This is a genomic window from Paenibacillus sp. S-12, assembly GCF_030363895.1.
In the GTDB taxonomy this organism is placed as follows: domain Bacteria; phylum Bacillota; class Bacilli; order Paenibacillales; family Paenibacillaceae; genus Paenibacillus_B; species Paenibacillus_B alvei.
On sequence record NZ_JASIUF010000012.1, the window covers coordinates 36327 to 52311 of the forward strand.

At 45.2% G+C, this 15985-nt stretch carries 14 protein-coding genes; 3 read left to right on the forward strand and 11 right to left on the reverse strand.

Annotation, left to right across the window (positions count from 1 at the left end):
* Window positions 1-569: 569 nt before the first annotated feature.
* The 8 genes from NO352_RS11520 to abc-f form a co-directional block, all read right to left on the reverse strand.
* On the reverse strand, window positions 570-1013 hold the full coding sequence (locus NO352_RS11520; RefSeq protein ID WP_483311833.1) for a formate/nitrite transporter family protein: 444 nt from the start codon (window positions 1011-1013) through the stop codon (window positions 570-572).
* 307 nt (window positions 1014-1320) lie between these two features.
* A complete protein-coding gene (rbsB, locus tag NO352_RS11525) occupies window positions 1321-2238 on the reverse strand; it encodes a ribose ABC transporter substrate-binding protein RbsB (RefSeq protein WP_005549995.1) in 918 nt (305 codons plus the stop codon).
* A 19-nt stretch (window positions 2239-2257) separates the two neighbouring features.
* Window positions 2258-3226 (reverse strand): ribose ABC transporter permease RbsC, encoded by a 969-nt coding sequence (gene rbsC / locus NO352_RS11530; protein WP_171418699.1) that lies wholly within the window; start codon window positions 3224-3226, stop codon window positions 2258-2260.
* A 1-nt stretch (window position 3227) separates the two neighbouring features.
* A complete protein-coding gene (locus NO352_RS11535) occupies window positions 3228-4709 on the reverse strand; it encodes a sugar ABC transporter ATP-binding protein (RefSeq protein WP_289355720.1) in 1482 nt (493 codons plus the stop codon).
* 212 nt (window positions 4710-4921) lie between these two features.
* Window positions 4922-5320 carry a D-ribose pyranase gene (gene rbsD, locus NO352_RS11540; protein ID WP_005549992.1) on the reverse strand — a complete coding sequence of 133 codons (399 nt, stop codon included), beginning with the start codon at window positions 5318-5320 and terminating at the stop codon, window positions 4922-4924.
* A complete protein-coding gene (rbsK, locus tag NO352_RS11545) occupies window positions 5320-6198 on the reverse strand; it encodes a ribokinase (protein ID WP_289355722.1) in 879 nt (292 codons plus the stop codon). The genes rbsD and rbsK overlap by 1 nt, the downstream gene beginning before the upstream one ends.
* Window positions 6161-7180, reverse strand: coding sequence for a LacI family DNA-binding transcriptional regulator (locus NO352_RS11550; protein ID WP_289355723.1), 1020 nt, complete (start codon window positions 7178-7180; stop codon window positions 6161-6163). The genes rbsK and NO352_RS11550 overlap by 38 nt, the downstream gene beginning before the upstream one ends.
* 763 nt (window positions 7181-7943) lie before the next feature.
* The gene (gene abc-f, locus NO352_RS11555) at window positions 7944-9698 is read right to left on the reverse strand and encodes a ribosomal protection-like ABC-F family protein (RefSeq protein WP_289355724.1); all 1755 of its coding nucleotides are present in this window, start codon (window positions 9696-9698) and stop codon (window positions 7944-7946) included.
* Between the two features lie 1141 nt (window positions 9699-10839).
* Between abc-f and NO352_RS11560 the strand changes: the two genes are divergently transcribed.
* Window positions 10840-11694 carry a Tat pathway signal protein gene (locus tag NO352_RS11560; protein ID WP_262866696.1) on the forward strand — a complete coding sequence of 285 codons (855 nt, stop codon included), beginning with the start codon at window positions 10840-10842 and terminating at the stop codon, window positions 11692-11694.
* Window positions 11691-11819, forward strand: coding sequence for a hypothetical protein (locus tag NO352_RS11565; protein ID WP_289355725.1), 129 nt, complete (start codon window positions 11691-11693; stop codon window positions 11817-11819). The genes NO352_RS11560 and NO352_RS11565 overlap by 4 nt, the downstream gene beginning before the upstream one ends.
* Before the next feature lie 190 nt (window positions 11820-12009).
* Here NO352_RS11565 and NO352_RS11570 read toward each other — a convergent pair whose 3' ends face one another.
* Window positions 12010-13371 (reverse strand): MATE family efflux transporter, encoded by a 1362-nt coding sequence (locus NO352_RS11570; protein WP_268622252.1) that lies wholly within the window; start codon window positions 13369-13371, stop codon window positions 12010-12012.
* 151 nt (window positions 13372-13522) lie between these two features.
* Here NO352_RS11570 and xerS point away from each other — a divergent pair, with 151 nt between their 5' ends.
* Window positions 13523-14611 carry a tyrosine recombinase XerS gene (gene xerS / locus NO352_RS11575; RefSeq protein ID WP_268622250.1) on the forward strand — a complete coding sequence of 363 codons (1089 nt, stop codon included), beginning with the start codon at window positions 13523-13525 and terminating at the stop codon, window positions 14609-14611.
* A gap of 97 nt (window positions 14612-14708) precedes the next feature.
* Here the strand turns inward: xerS and NO352_RS11580 are convergent, their stop codons facing one another.
* Both NO352_RS11580 and NO352_RS11585 read right to left on the reverse strand, forming a co-directional pair.
* Window positions 14709-15446, reverse strand: a complete 738-nt coding sequence (locus tag NO352_RS11580) for a DUF4247 domain-containing protein (protein ID WP_268622249.1) — start codon at window positions 15444-15446, stop codon at window positions 14709-14711.
* Between the two features lie 9 nt (window positions 15447-15455).
* On the reverse strand, window positions 15456-15962 hold the full coding sequence (locus NO352_RS11585; protein ID WP_005549980.1) for a DUF4178 domain-containing protein: 507 nt from the start codon (window positions 15960-15962) through the stop codon (window positions 15456-15458).
* Window positions 15963-15985 lie beyond the last annotated feature (23 nt).

Consider the following 15985-nt stretch of genomic DNA (forward strand, 5'->3'; position numbering starts at 1 on the left):
TTGATTATGCTGCCTAAATAGCTACAAAAAAACTGCGTATAATTGATATTATACGCAGTTTTAGATCTGAGAGGCAAATAAATTAGCCCGTATCCATTGGATCGTAACAATCATCGATTGTTTTCGAAATTTTGACTATCGATAATCGCGGTGATATCCACTGATCAACATGATCTGGAAAAAGTGAAGCCGATTCATCCTTAGAGTAGGAGAAACCGGCTTTTTCATGAACACGATTCGCTTAGCTTTTTTTCGTTAAAATGTTGACGTTCCTGTCGGATGACAAGAACTTGATATCATGGTCGTCAGCTATACTAATCTCTTTCATCATACACGGGCCCCAGTCCGTCCGCTACGGCCCTATTTGACGTTCATATTTTTCACGTATGACTTTCTCTCCCTAACTAGGTATATGTTAAACTAGGGGTACCGCCAGCATTTCGGAAAAACCACGCTAAGCACATTTTAATACAAAAAAAGCCGCCCATCGCTACTTCATTCAAGCGACGACAGGCTGCTTAACCGTGTTTTCTACTTTTATTCTAAAACAACTAAACTTCCACTCCTTCTCAATCCTTCGCAATATACCAATAAGCATTTCCTACAAACAAAATGCCGCCAACCATGTTGCCAAGCGTGACCGGAATCAAATTTGCGGCCAGTCCTGCCCATGAAACCGTCTCTGGATGCGGGATGAACAGCGAGACCGACAGTAGCGTCATATTCGCCACGCTGTGCTCAAACCCGGAGGTGATAAAGGCGAACAGGCACCAAAAAATCATGACCAGCTTCGCGACCTCTTCCTTCAGCTTCATCGAACACCAAACCGCGAGACAGACAAGCGTATTACATAAAATTCCACGCACGAACAGCTCCATAAACGGCGCATTCATCTTCGCGCTCGCAGCGTTGTTGATGAAGTCAGCCGTGCCGCCCTGTGCAAGCCCGGTAACAACGAAAAGCGCCGGGAGACGGAAAATCGATCTGAAGAAGATTAGCTGAAAGGCAGAGATAAATCAGGCTGTTGAGGAAGCCATATAAATGATCTCTAACGAAACGTGATATCGCTATTTGCGGCTAAATTGAGCCGCTAAGATTCTAGTATCGTTATTGTGCTAAACAAGTGCCTTTGTGACTGTTTTACCCCCAATATCGACTTGTAGTTACGTTAAATCTGATTTCCTTTTGTTTTTGAGACGTAACGCCGCCGATTACGTTCGCAAAAAAAGCTCCCTTAACAGCAGCAGGCCCAAAAACATGAGCCTGTTCGCCGAAAAGAGAGCATAATAAACGAATCGTCATCCAAGTATTTTCCGTATCTTATTCTTTGATCACCAACTTCAGCGGAGCAGGAATCGTTTTGTCCACTGTCTTGCCCTGCAGCACATCATATGCAGCTTGCACCGCAAGCTGTCCGATCAGCTCAGGCTGTTGCGCCACAGTAGCCGTCAGCTTGCCTTCCTGAATCGATTTTAATGCATCATCATTACCGTCAAATCCGACAACCGGAATATTTTTGCCGGTGCTCTTAATAGCTTCAATCGCACCTAGCGCCATTTCGTCATTGTGCGCGAACACAGCTTGTACATCAGGGTTTGCTTGCAGCAGGTTCTCCATCACATTGAGGCCTTTTGTACGGTCAAAGTCTGCCGTTTGCTTTGCAATAACTTTCAAAGTTTGGTCGGCCACTTCGTGGAAGCCTTTGCCGCGTTCACGGGTTGCCGATGCGCCCGCTACACCTTCAAGCTCAATGACTTTCGCATTTTTGCCGACGAGTTTCTCGATAAATTCAGCCGCCATGCGCCCGCCCTTGACATTATCTGAAGCTACTAGTGCTTTAACGTCGCCTTGATCCGCCGAGCGGTCGAGCGTAATGACAGGAATACCAAGGTTGTTCGCCGATTGCACGGCGGTTGAGATGGCTGAAGAATCAGTCGGATTAATGAGCAATACATTAACGCCTTTTTGCATTAAGTCATCCACGTCATTGCTTTGTTTAGCCGAATCGTTTTGCGCATCGACGACAATTGTTTCTATGCCGTGTTTTTTGGCTTCGGCAACCACGCCGTCTTTCAAGGAAACGAAAAACGGGTTATTCAGCGTTGAGACGGACAAACCGATTTTCATATTTTTCAAGTCGCCGTCTGACTTTGGTTTCGCCCAACTTGGAGGCTCTAGGGAACATCCGGTCGTTACAATGAGCAGAAACGCTGCCAGTATAAACGTTAGCTTTTTCAATGTGATTCTCTCCTCTCGCTTATGCAGATTTCTTCCGGTCGATGAGCACCGCAATTAGAATAACGATACCCTTGACCACCATTTGATAGAAAGAAGATACGCCAAGCAGGTTTAGACCGTTGTTCAGGGTGCCGATAATCAGTGCACCAATCAGCGTGCCGACAATTCGTCCCCGGCCTCCGGAAAGGCTTGTACCGCCCAATACAACCGCAGCGATTGCGTCCAGCTCATAGGATGTACCTGCAGTCGGCTGTGCCGAATTCAAACGTGAAGTCAAGATAGCCCCGGCCAAAGCGGAAAGCATACCTGCCAAAGAATAAATCATGATTTTAACGCGTGATACTTTAATGCCGGAAACGATAGCCGCTTTTTCGTTGCCACCGATTGCATAGGTTTTGCGTCCAAATGCCGTTTTGTGCAATATCACCCACAGCACGGCAAAGGCAATAATCATCGTAATAGCAGGAACCGGAATACCGAACTGATAACCGCGACCGAACAATTGGAATGTCATGCTGTCACCAAGCCCGGTAATCGGGTTACCATCCGTATAAACAAGCGTCAGTCCTCGGAAAATCGTCATTGTTGCAAGTGTCGCAATAAACGGAGCCATTTTGCCCTGTGTCACCAGAAGACCGTTAATCATGCCCATAACGCCACCAAGCAAACATCCGGCGAGGATAGATAGAATCGGATCATAGCCGGCTACGAGCATATTGGCTACAAACGCACTTGATAATGCCAGGGTTGAACCGACGGACAAGTCGATCCCGCCCGTAAGAATGACGAAGGTCATCCCAAACGCAATCAGTGCGTTGATAGATACCTGCCGCAGCAAGTTTAAAATGTTAAGCGGTTCCAAAAAACTTGGGTTTAGAATGGATACGATGACAATCAGAATGAATAGACCAAGAAGCGGTCCGAGCTTTTGCGTCATTTGCGAAAGTTGAAAGCCTTTGCTTGTTTTTGCATCATTGATGGTAGTCATATCACTGTCCCCCTGTCGCCAGCGTCATTATTTTCTCCTGTGTCGCTTCTGCTTTGTTTAATTCTCCTGTAATTCTCCCTTCATGAACAACAACGATGCGGTCGCTCATGCCGAGCACTTCAGGCAATTCGGAAGATACCATAATGATGGCAACGCCATGGCCTGTAAGCTCGTTCATGAGCTGGTAGATTTCGCGCTTAGCGCCAACGTCTACGCCCCGGGTCGGTTCATCAAGGATTAACAGCTTCGGCCCGATACCTATCCACTTGGCAATAACCACCTTCTGCTGATTACCGCCGGACAAATTGCCCGCTGCGGTTTCCGCTGAATGCGTTTTGATCTGCAGTCGCTTAATCAAGGCATCCACGAACAACTTTTCACTTTGCGTCGAGATGAGGCCTTTTTTTGTAAATCCACTGATGCTTGGGAGCACCATGTTTTCCCGAACGGAAAAGTCCAGAACCAATCCTTCGTCTTTGCGGTCTTCCGTGATGAAACCGATTCCATGATTTACGGCATCGACCGGCTTTCTAATCACGACCTTCTTGCCGAACATGCGAACCTCGCCTTGATCCAGCCGATCCAATCCGAAAAGCGCTCTCATGATTTCGGTGCGTCCCGAACCCATCAGACCGGAGAAACCAACGATTTCGCCTTGACGTACCTTGAAGCTTACATCTTCAAACCATCCTTTGCGAGTTGCATGCTCAACTTCCAATACAACCTCGGCCGGTGAAGGACTGCGAGCAGGGAAGCGTTCGGTCAGCTCTCTGCCGACCATTTTCTTTACGACTTCGTCGAAATTCGTTTCCGGAATCGCCTTCGTGTCTACCGTCCGGCCGTCACGCATAACCGTAATCCGGTCGCAAATTTCGAAGATCTCCTCCATTCGATGCGAAATATAAACAATCGATACTCCTTCTTGTTTCAAGGAACGAATGACTTCAAATAGTTTCTGAATTTCTCTTTCCGTCAGCGCTGAGGTTGGTTCGTCCATGATAATGACCTTGGTGTCCGTCAACAGTGCCTTGGCGATTTCAATCATCTGCTGCTGTCCCACCGAGCATTGTCCTGCTTCCATATTCAACGGAATGTCAACGGAGAGTCTTTTGAACTGCTCCTTTGCAAGCGCCTTCATTTCCTTTGATTTAAGAAGTCCCCAAGACGAGGACATTTCCTTCCCGATGAACAGGTTATCCACCACAGTCATATCAGGCCATATATTCAGCTCCTGGTGGATAAAAGCGATGCCTTGACGCTCCGCTTCTTTCGGATTGGCAAAATACGTTTCCTTGCCGTCGATAAGAATAGTTCCCTTATCTCTTTGATGCAGGCCCGTCAGGATGTTCATCAAGGTAGACTTGCCTGCACCGTTTTCACCCATGAGGGCGTGAACCTCGCCTTCGCGCAAGTCAAAATCGACGCCAGATAATACCTGGTTGCTGCCGAAGGCCTTGTGGATTCCTTTCATTTGAATCTGCATAATGGCTCCTCCTTAAAAGTTTTGCGAACGTTGCTTCTATGGATGTTCTTTACAGCAAAACTTACTTCGTTAGCAGATGCTTAGTTTTGTGTGTGTTGCTTCTCTGATTGCCTTCATAGCAAAACTAGCTTCGTAAGCAAATGCTTCGTTTAGCGGAGCAAGACTCCTCTAACTGTTTATCACAGAAAACTGCTTTGGCAAGCACACGCTTGCTAACCGAAATAGACGCCTGCCTGTAAAATGATATTGGCGAACGGCTTGGCCTCGCCCGTGCGAATCACAGCTTTGGCCTTGCGGGTCAATTGTTTGAATTCTTCGTGAGGACAATCCTCGATTTCGCAATCTGCAAATTTATGCTGAATATAAGCATTTGCTTCACTATTTTGCGTTTTGATTTCTTCCGCAATCACCACTTTTTCGATTTGCATATCGGCAGCAATGGCATTTACGGTTTCTTCGAAACTTGGCGTACCTAGCGTCAGCGCCAGATCAATTTTCTTTACCCCTTCCGGGATGGGAAGACCGACGTCGGCGACAACGATCGAATCCGTATGGCCCAAATCAGCTAGAATTTTCGAAATATGACTGTTCAATATGCCTTGTTTTTTCATTACATCTGCGCCTCCACTTCTTGACGATATGGCATGCCGCCCTGCGCACCAAACTTCGTTACAGACAAGGAAGCTGCACGATTGGCAAAACGGACGCTATCGTAAATCGCTGTTCCCTCTGCCAGAGCAACCACAAAAGCGGCATTAAAAGTATCTCCCGCACCAGTTGTATCCACCACTTCTACTTTGTAAGAGGGTACAAGCACTTCATTTGAGCCATCAAAATAACGTACTCCCTTGCTGCCTTCGGTTATAAACAGCTTGTTCGGATACTTGCGCAGCGCCTCTGAAATGCTCAGGCTTGAAAACAGTATTTTCGCTTCATGCTCATTTGGCGTAATATACGCAGCATTTTCGATTACTTCATTATCAAGCGGACGTGCAGGCGCCGGATTGAGCAGCAGCGGAATCCCCAGCTTCTTGCAGATTCGGCTAACATAAGTTACGGTTTCTACCGGAATTTCTTGCTGGATCATCACCATATCCGCGTCTTTAAAAGCTCTCATCGAATGGTCGATGTAATCCGGCGTTACTTCATTGTTGGCCGCTTTTACGACAACAATACTGTTATCGCCTTCCGCTAAAACGATATGCGCCGTTCCGCTTTCCATATGTGTAACCGGTTCCACATAGTCGATACAAACTTTGTTTTGCTTAAAGTTGTTCAAAATTTGTTCAGCGAATGCATCGTCTCCCACGCGCCCGATCATGGTTACGTCGGCTCCGAGCCGCGCTGCGGCTACGGCCTGGTTAGCTCCTTTGCCTCCAGGAACGGTTTTGAAGCTTTCTCCGAGTACCGTTTCACCGGCCCCCGGGCGTTTGGACGATGTAACGACTAAATCAATCGATGAGCTTCCTACTACAATAATTTTTGCCATGTTGCCCCACCTTCCTCATTGTTTCCCGCTCTGTAAATGTTACGGGCATCTGTATGATTTTCTGATCTACGTTTTCATTCTCTAATAATTGTATCAAAAGGTCTGCCGAGGCTCTGCCCATATCATAAGCAGGCTGCCTGATCGTCGTCAGCGCCGGTGTTAAGAGACTGCTGAGCGGAATATCGTCAAATCCGATAATTTGCACGTCATCGGGTACATTCTTGCCAAGTCGAAGCGCTTCATGAAGCACCGCCGTAGCAACAATGTCGTTGCTGGCAATGATGCCATCGGTGTCCGGATAACGTTCGAACAATTCCTTCGCCCACTTTCCTGCTTCCGTGAACGAAAATGATGTAGTCTGGATCACATTGTAATCCATCCCATGACGATTCAGCACATCAATCGCGCCCTGATAACGATCCTGCGCCGGCCGAATGGAAGCCGGACCCTGCATGACCGTAATCCGTCGACTGCCGCGGGCAATCATTTCACGGGCAGCTATCTTTCCGCCTTCGTATCCGTCCGCATATACCGATGGGCGATTATCCACCGTCCGGTCGAGGAATACTACCGGAATCCTCAGCTTTCGATAGATATCGGCATCCGGATGATTCGTGGAAGCAATCACGCCAACCACATTATTTTGTACGAAGGTTTGGATATATTCCTTTTCTTTTCTGAGGTCTTCATCGCTGTTGCCAAAAATGATCCGAAAATCATTTTCCTGCATCTTATCCTCGACCCCTCGCGCCAACTCAGGAAAAAAAGGGTTAGTGATATCCGGGAGAAGGAAACCGATGAGTCTGGATTTTCGCTTGTATAAGGATCTTGCTACTTCATTCGGCGTATAATGGAGTTCTTTGATAGCGTTTTCAATCTTTCTGCGGGTATCATCATGCACATATCCAGTGTCATTGATTACCCGCGATACGGTTGCCGCCGATACGCCCGCATGTTTCGCTACGTCTCTAATTGTTGCCATAATTGTTACTCACCTCTAAATGTGAAACCGGTTACACATATAAAATAACACAATCATTTATCTTTGACAAGGTTTATGCCTGTTCCATTATCTAGGTTGGATGACTGCTGCATCTTTTGATGGTTGTGACAGGCTGCGGTTCTGATCAAGTAGAATCTGAGGACATTTGTACTAAAAAAATACGACACAAACATTAATCCTTGACCTTTGATTTCCACCCATTTAGTAGAAATTCCTTGAACCAATGTTTGTGTCGTTCTATAATCTCCTGTAATGCGGCAAATGGAGATCGAAACGCCTTCCTTCGAAATGAAGGAAATTTTGCTTATTAGAAAACCTATCTCATGAAATCTTCAAGGCTGATTTTTTGGATCAACTCATACCCATTCCCCATCCCTTTGGGCTTAATGACGACTGTACCCATATAAGGAATCACACCGATGGAAACGCTAGCAGGAAATGCATGCCCGATTACGTCTTTGTTCGTTCCAGACGAAGGCCTCACTTCAGAGCATTTTCTCTCCCTGCGTCACGATACTTTGTTTCTCTTAAGCTGAAATAGAGCTACCGCCTGTTTGTAGGGCGTGAACCACAGAGTCCAATTCATTTTCCGTTAGCTCCAATCGGACATGAGTTCCGTTTTGAAAACCAGACATGAACATCAGAATAGCCATACATTTAGCAGGAGTACATGCCTTTTCATTCTCATATTGTCGGACATCCTCTCATGCACGAATGTACTCCTATCATTCGCTAAATTCAGCTAATTATGATTAGATTGTTCCAAATGCTTTTTTCTGTTGATCCACAATTGGTATTCCTTATCTAGTGCCGCATACTTCTTATCTCCCGGCTTACACAGTGATAGCTCAGCTAACACTTGGGACAATTTATGCTCTACCATTAATCGATCGTACACAACAGTTGAGGAAGGCATCTGTTCCGATCTCCTTGCATCAACGCTTCCAATTTGCACTACCTGACTTAATGGGCGCTGTGATAGAGTCACTTTACCGTCATGAAAGACCAACCATTTGTGACATACTCGTTCGAGGAAATACCGATCATGAGAAGCAATCAGCATCGTTCCAGAATATGAGGTTAGCGTTTCCTCCAGTTGGGTCCTGCTCTGTAAATCTAAATGATTCGTTGGTTCATCTAGTACAAGTACGTCTGAATGATTGACGATCAAGTTCGCAATTTTAAGACGCATCCGTTCCCCCAAGCTTAGGCGCTTCATCGGTTTCATCAACATTGCTGACTCGATCCCCATCTGAGCGAGTACCGTACGTACCTCGGCAAGACTTTCGGAGTCGTACCATTCTAATGCACATTGCTCCGTATCCAGCTCGTCCAGCTCCTGAGATAAGTAGACGGGCTTGATACTTGGGCTTAGCCAGATCTCCCCCTTATCAGGTTGAAGCTGCCCAATCAGCATCCGGATAAGGGTTGATTTGCCGCATCCATTCGGCCCCAGAAGTCCGATTCTGTCACCACGCTGAACGGTAAATGAACTATCTTGAAATAAGAGCTTATTCCCTACAGATTTACGAATCCGATTGGCTTCCAGCATTCGCCTCCCCCGTTTCTCGGGATGATCGAATTCAAAATAGATTTGCTGCTCTTCTCGCGGCTTCTGAATTCCTTCATATTCCAATCGACGAAGCCTTTTTATCCTCGATTTCACCTGTCGATCCATTTTCTTGGCCTTGGTACGATAGAACTCCTTGATCCCAGTACGCATCTCGATCATTTTGCCAACTTTGCCTGCTTCTCGGTGCGCCTTGGAAGACCACTGTTCCAAGCGGAGGATTTCCGCTTCTATTTTTGCTTTATCCTTTTGCTCTGTCTCATATTGATGCAGCTGATTCTGATATCTTCGAGCTTTTTCATTGCGATAAGCACTGTAGTTCCCCATGTATTCATGAGCAACCCCATCCTCGAGCTCAATGATGCGCTGAACCGTCCGATCGAGAAAATATCGATCATGCGAGATGACAATCATCGAACCATCATATGCATTCAGTTCTCGAATCAACCATTCTACGCCATCCAAATCTAAATGATTCGTTGGTTCATCTAATAGTAATAAATGAGGGCGAGTAGACCAGATATGAGCTAGCGCCATCTTCGTGCGCTCCCCTCCGCTCATATGACGAACTCTCTCCATTTCCCAGGACTGTACCTGACTTACGCCCATCATGCTTGTTGCAGTCATGAATGAGGAAGCTCCCTCCTTCTCCAGCATACATTCCGACATCTCACGGAACATTTGAACAGAATACGAAGTCGATTGCCGTAAATATCCGATATCAATCGAATCTCCGTAACAAGTGATCACGCCTGCGTCCGGCTTTTCTGTTCCATATAGTAACTGAGCGAGTGTCGTTTTGCCTGCACCATTGCATCCGACCAGTCCAATGCGATCCCCCTTGGCAATATCGAGCTGAACATTTCGCAGAACCTGCAAATCTCCAAAGGCTTTCGCTAATTTTCTGCAGCTTAACAACAACGTCATACGTTAACCTCCTTTATCTGCGCAACTAAGCGCAACAAAAAAACCCACCGGCCTCTGCCGATGAGTCACGATTAGATTGTGCGATAAAGAAACCTAACGTCAACAATTCGCATACCCTCCATAAGCACTCTAAAGAGCTTACGCATAGGTACAAGTCACGACAAAACAAAACAGGAGCATGGCTTATTCAGCCTGCACTGCTTCCTCTGTACGAACTATTACGATAAGAGTATCTGTATATAGGCACACGTGTTTTCTAACCGTTCCACCATTGCGGCAGAGCACCTGGATCGTTGTATCCAATTTCATAACGAAATCCAATTAGTTAGTCCACATGACCTAAAAATAGATACCTCCTCTACTATATTCGCTATAACCTTAACATAATGTGATGAAAAAGTACACTAATAATGAACATCATTTCATGAATCCAATATTTGCAGTAATATTTTAGTTAACATAATATTTTTTATGTAAAGACAATATAAAACGTAAATCATTTACTCCTAACAAAATATTGTAGAACGACAGAATACTGATTATTTTAGTGACAGAAACACATTTTCCATTCGCGATTCTCAGGCCAAAGGTACATCGATAGTTTGGAAAGTACAAGCACTTTTTGCAATTTGCCTCAAGCGGTTTAAAGTGTTTCCTCTCCTTTCTAATTCCACAACACGATTCATGCTCATTCCAGTCTTTGCTTCATTCGATCTACTCCAAATAAATTCACCTCATTATAGCTTATCTTTATCCTTCATTCGGAAGTTGTTTAAGAGGCCTCATCCCTGTGCAATAAAGAAATTCCAATATGGCATACAACGACAAGAGAGACAGGAAATTTATGTCCATGTATTTTAACGGTATTTTGGGTCAATCTATATGTGTTTCCAACATCAATAAAATGAAAAATCAAAGGAGCTATTCAGACAATCCGAAATTGAGGACATACAAGCAGGAATGACATTAACTTTAAGACTTCACAGAGGGTCGATCCGATCAAAATCCGGCTATGCCGGGTTCCGACCTTGCCACTGGTTTTGGTCTGGTCGATGCGTCCCGCGCGATCGATGAAGCAAAACGTATGGGTTAGCAGACTGTTAAAGCTCGAAACTATCGAAAAACGAAGGAGTATCAACAAATGGCAGTACCTCAATTACCGAATGAAATTATCTTAATGATGGCTAGCCGCGATATGCGAATGCACCACTATATTTGGCATACAGTGCGAAACAATTGGCTCCGCCTGTCTAGCTCAGCACAGCAGAGTTTGAGAAACTTGGGGTGGGAACCCCCCCGCCCCGCCCTGAATCAAAACAGAACTCCAATCTTTAACAATGCTTCAGGTGAAGATTTTTTGTTTATGCATCGGCAAATGATCGCATCCGTCAACAAGGAACTGGAAAGAATCGGCCAACCCGATTACCTTAAAGTCGAAGGGTGGACGAATGTTCCTGCGCCTGGTGATCAGGATTATCCGGTTCCTCCGGCTTGGAATTCCGATTTGAATCAAGTAAAATCAGATTCCTATTATTCAACGGTTCTGTTGCCTTTAGAAAATCAGTTTAAAGATCCGGAACAATTAAGGAATATGAGCTTGGGTGAGATGGGAGCGCGCATCGAGTTTACGATTCATAATAATCTTCATATGCGGTTTGCGTCGAATCCTGGTCAACAAAGACCTCCTGTGGCTGCCGAGAATCCTGAAGTTATAGACTCAAGATGGGATAATCCTCAGTATGACTATTTAGGGGATACTTATTCAAGTCATGTAAACCCAATATTTTGGAAGCTGCATGGTTGGGTAGATAACAGAATTGAAGATTGGAAAAACGCAAATGAGGTTTTAGATATACAATGGATCGGAACATGGGAAGGGCCCACTCATCATCATCATTTTGCAGATTCGCAGGATCATCTGAACCGGGCAGTAAGTGTGCTGGGAGAGAATGATCTGCTTCCGGAATTCCCGACAGGAGAACCGACGCTAAGATGACTGCGAGAATCATTCTTTTTGCCATGCCAATTGAAACTATGGATGAAGAAGAACAGATCAATTTTCTGTCGCTACTCAGAAAAGTATTCACTTTTCTTGCCGCAAATCAACGTCCAGAAAAATAATTGCTTTTTTTGCATATAATCCATGGTTAAATAATTTCAAAGTAAACCTTATTCTGTCGTTGGACAAAAATACCGAGGAGATCACTGAATTCAATGAAACAAAACAAAAAACAAGAGAGCAGATGCCCTCTTGTTTCGAGTAATTTACTGAATGCGTTTATTTAATCAATCTAATTTTTAGTTCCATTAATTAATTTGTTTGTACGTTCTTTATTACTCTGCGTTCTACAATTGCAAGTCTCGTAAACAGAGCAACCGCGCCTGCTGCAAGCCCGCTAATAAGCCCGATCCAATACCCATAGGCTTGCAAGTCTGTCCAGTTGGCCAATACATAGCCTAATGGCAAACCAATAATCCAATACGAGGCAAATGCAATAATGAACACTGCATTAACATCTTTATAACCGCGAAGTGTACCTTGTACGGGTGCCGCAACCGCATCAGACAGTTGGAAGAATATAGCGTATATAAGGAACGACGATGTAATCTCGCGTACCCCCGCTTCCTTCGTGTACATGCCTGCCACTTCATTATGGAATAAGAACAGGAATACCGCACATAGCAAGGATAAACCCACCGCTGTAAATATACCAAGTCTCGCATAGGTCTTCGCATCCTTGAATCGCTTGGCGCCTACTTCGAAACCAACGAGAATCGTTAATGACATCGCGATGCTCATCGGAAGCATGTATAATAATGAAGCGAAATTGAGTGCCGATTGATGTGCTGCAATTGTTGCCGTGTCATATTCACTCATGAATATGGTTACCATGGAGAATATACTTACTTCAAAGAAAATGGATAGTCCAATTGGCAACCCGATGAGCAGCACTTCTTTCCAATGCGTAAGCGATATCCCCTTCCAAGAACGAAACATGCCCATTTCCCGCATACGATCGTTACGGCGCAAAAATGCAAATGCGACGCATGTAATAATGAAATACGTAATTGCTGTTGCGATTCCAGCTCCTGCGCCGCCGAACTGAGGCAGCCCCATTTTTCCGAAAATGAACAAGTAATTCAACAGCACATTAACTGGGAAGGACAGCAGTGTAATAATCATCGTAACCCGAGTTAAGCCAAGCCCATCAATGCTAGCGCGCATTACGGTGTAAAGGAAAGATGGAATGACTCCAAAGCCAATTGCAGTCAAATATTCCCGAGCAACTCGATGGACATCTGTATCCAGCTTCATGAAAGTCAGTATCGGATCAACCGCAAAAATACCAATTCCGATGACAGCCGCTCCGAAAATGACAGCTAAATATGCTGCTTGGGTCACACTTGGGGCAATTAACTGCCTGCGTCCTGCTCCCATATGCTGTGCTACGATCGGCGTCACCGCGAGAAATATTCCGCTAAGCCCCGTATATACGGGAACCCAAATACTCGTTGCAATCGCTACTCCCGCTAAATCAGAGGTTCGGTAGTTGCCTGACATTACCGTATCAAAGAACGTCATCAACTGCATCGCTACTTGCGTTACGAATATGGGCAGTAAAATATGAAGCATTTGAATCATTTTTTGCTTTAACGAGTAAGTTTGTTTCATGTCCTCTTATCTCCTTGTCTGCACAACTTTAACCATTGTAGCATCTCTACCCATTAGTTTGAACATATATTTGACTACCGACTTGTTTCTTTACGCAAGAACGCTAGTTCGGTTACAATAGAAGGAGTATGGAAGGAGGTCTCTGCCAAAAATGACGATTCAGAAGACGAGAGACCGTGCTGTGCTTCAGCACAAGCTGCCGTCCCTGCCCTGGTACGTGCAACAATTTATTGAATATAAGATGCCAGATTTATCTCCATCCTCCTTGTTGGAATATGTGCGGGACTACGAAATATTTTTAGGTTGGCTCGTTTCAGAACGACTTACTGATGCTCATGACCTGAAAGATGTTACGCTGCTGGATTTGGAGTCACTGCGAATGGAGCATATTACTTCGTTCCGCATTTATTTGACGACATACAAGGAAGCGACGAATGCTCGTGTAACCGTGTCCCGCAAGCTGTCCTCTCTGCGCTCTCTATTTCACTACTTGAGCCAAATTGCAGAGGATGAGAATTTCTATCCGTTATTAAAACGGAATGTAATGGCCAAAATCGAAATCAAACGTATACATAAACCGAAGGACAGTGCTTCCAAACTCAAGGGAAAACTGCTTGAAGACAATGAAATCAGCGGCTTTATCCACTATGTGCGGGAAGGATATGCTCAAGATGTCATTAATAATAAGCAAGCCGCTTACGCCCATGCACAAAATGCGGTTCGAGATGCTGCTATCGTCAGTCTGATTCTGAACTCAGGACTGCGGGTCAGCGAAGTCGTCAACCTGAACTTGGACGATGTCGATATGAACAACAAGCTTGTCTACGTGTACCGCAAGGGACATAATGATGAAACGTTCAAGACTCCTGTTTATTACCGCGATAGTGCCAAACAAGATCTGGTCGATTACTTAGCAACCCGTTCTACTCGATACGCAGCGCCTAAAAAAGAAAAAGCCTTCTTTCTCGCAATCAAAAATGGAGAAAAGGAAGGCAATCGGATGACAAAGCGCGCCATCCAGCAGATGATCATTAAATATGCGAAGAGATATGGCAAACCTGCCCTAACCGTGCATAAGCTTCGTCACTCCTTTGCCACGGACTATTATTTGCAAAATGATATCTATAAAACAAAAGAACAGCTTGGCCACGCCTCAACTGAAACAACGGAAATTTATGCCCATCTAACCGATAAGACAATGTCTGAGGCCATTGAGCGGCGTCCAAGTGCTGATGAATAACGTATTCAACTATCAAGTTTGTATAAGCTTATAAATGGAACAGACACAAATAGAACCGCTCTGGATTAGAAGAGCGGTTCATTCTTTATTAGCTGCCCTATCGTTTTCGTCGGAAGATGCTTCCCGAACCTGAACGAGTCTTCGGCGGCTTATTCTTCTTTACTTTCGGCGGATTATAACTGCCTCCACTATCCCCTCGTGATATAGAGCCACGCTTGCTATTATCCTTAGGCTGTCTGGAGAAGAACCCTCCACCAGTGTTCGTTGACGTATCTGACGAAGAGCCTCTGCGGAAGATAGAGCCTTTTCGCTCAACCGTCATTGGAGGGGCTTTTTTCTTATCCTCCACCGTAGGCTTCTGATATGATTTCGTCGGTTCGTATGTACGACGATCATTGTAACCTCGGTATTTCCCGGCTCCACTTAATGAATCGAACAGCGTATCAAGCAGCTTGTATTGCAAGTACATTTCCAGGAAGCTGCGGTCATAATTCTGTTTTACATATTCATGTGAATCAACCTCGATGATCGCATCTTCTGGTTTGTCTTTGTCGCGCTGCACCTGTATAAGCTCATCATCATAGACGAGGAACATCCGTTCATCACTCTGCTCCGATGTCTGCTTAGGTGTGCGCTTATCAGCAATTGACTTGACTACCTCTGGCACGGTCGTATTTTCAGCACGATAGATATAGGAAGTGCTCTTTCCATCACGACTAACCGACTCCAGCGGATACGTTTCTGATACATCATACTGACCGCAGGCGGTCAACAATGGAATAATCAAGCTGAAAATGACTAGCCATTTGATTGAATCCAATCCGAATTTTCGCATAGGCGCCTCTTAAGAACCGCGCAGGATGCGTACGTCGGCAGATATGACGGAATCTCCTTCATACAACTGGAATCGTCCATCCTGCCATTCAATGCGAAGCAGCTTACGATCATCGGCTTGAAATTGCCATACGTACTGCTCCCCAGATACGCCAAATGGCGTTTGTCCTGTACACACAACTCTGCCGTTATATTGGTCTTCCATGTAATACCATTTCCCGTCTAACTCAATTTCTGTAGGCACTTCCTCCGCATCGTCTAGACGACCATCAATGGAATCATAGAGACTATAGTAAGCTTTCTCTCTTTGCTCCACGAGTAAATATTTGATTTGTGAGCCATCTCTCAGCGTCAGCCAAGCCGAATTGCGCATGCGCCAATCCGTACGTCCAATGACCTCATAACTGATTAAAGATACTTCACAAATATCGCCAGGTCCGAGCGTGGATGGGGTTTTCTCCGGTTGAGGCGCTTCCGGCTTAGCCATTATATTTTTGATACGTTTCCATATGCTCATGAATGGTGCCTCCTTTCTGTTGC